The sequence below is a fragment of the Arthrobacter sp. GCM10027362 genome, assembly GCF_042679445.1.
GTDB lineage: Bacteria > Actinomycetota > Actinomycetes > Actinomycetales > Micrococcaceae > Crystallibacter.
The window spans coordinates 1-1,182 of record NZ_JBHTML010000381.1 but is presented as its reverse complement, the minus strand read 5'-3'; the positions used below and the strand labels follow the sequence as shown (position 1 = coordinate 1,182).

The 1,182-nt window shown below is 75.5% G+C and carries 1 protein-coding gene and 1 pseudogene; both read left to right on the top strand.

The features are described 5' to 3' along the window. On the top strand, positions 1-955 hold a 955-nt coding region (locus ACFQ36_RS22815; RefSeq protein ID WP_377017866.1), incomplete at its 5' end, for an ATP-binding cassette domain-containing protein. Between the two features lie 5 nt (positions 956-960). Further along, positions 961-1,182, top strand: a pseudogene (locus tag ACFQ36_RS22810) (GNAT family N-acetyltransferase); the annotation flags it as partial.

Here is a 1,182-nt window from a genome sequence, read left to right as displayed (position 1 = left end):
GCGCGGTGCCTGGGCGCAGGGGCTGGGACAGGGCGCAACCGTGCTGGCCTGCTCGCTGTCCGCGCTGGTGATGATGGCGGTAGCGGCGGGCGCCGTCGCGGACGGGACGGCGCCGGGAGCGGCCGCCGTCGTCATCCTGATGCAGCTGGCGCTGATCGAACCCTACGCCGCCGTGAACACGGCCGCGCAGCAGTGGGGTGCCTGGCGCGCCCTGGGCGACCGCGTGCTGCCGGAACTGGGCACTCCCGGGGAGGTGCCGGCCGACGGCGCTCCGCCGGCGCGGACGGCGGAACCGGTGGCCTCACTGGCATTGCACGGGGCCGCCTACCGGTATCCGGACCAGCCCGAGCCGGTCTTCAGCGGCCTGGACCTGGAGGTCCGGCGCGGGGAATGGCTGGCCGTGACCGGGCCCTCCGGCAGCGGCAAATCCACGCTGCTGGGCGTCCTGCTGGGCTTCCTGGTGCCCGAAAGCGGCGAATACCTGGTCAACGGCCGGCCCGGCGGCGCCCCCGGCCGGCTGGCCTGGACCCCGCAGGAGGCGCACCTGTTCAACTCCAGCCTGCGGGCGAACCTGCTGCTGGCCAGGAGCCGGCAGGACCCGCCCTCGGATGAGGAGCTGCTGGCCGCGGTCCAGGCCGTGGGCCTGGGCTCCTTCGTGGCGTCCCTGCCGGACGGGCTGCGGACCCGGATCGGCCCGGGCGGGCCCAACCTCTCCGGCGGGCAGCGCCAGCGGGTGGCCATGGGCCGGGCCCTGCTCACGAAGGCGGACGTGGTGCTGCTGGACGAGCCGACCGCCCACCTGGACCGTGAAGCGGCCGCGGCTCTGCTGGCGGACCTGCGCCGGGCGCTTGCGGACAAGGCGGTGGTCATGGTCACCCACGATCCGCAGGAGGCAGCTGCCTGTACCCGCACGCTGCGGCTGGGTTCCGCGTCCCGGGCGGCTGCACTAGCGTAGGTGCAATGACCGCCACGACGCCCTATCCGGACCCTGGCCGCACCGGGCTGCGCTGGCGCGCGCTGACGCCGGCGGACACCGAGGCCTGGTACGGCCTGGTCCGCCGGATGGCCGCGGCGGACCAGCCGGCCTGGTCCGAAACCCGGGAGGATTTGGCCGGCTACCTGGCCTCCCCGGCCAACGACCCGGCCCTGACCACGCTGGCCGGGTTCGACGGCGGCGGCACG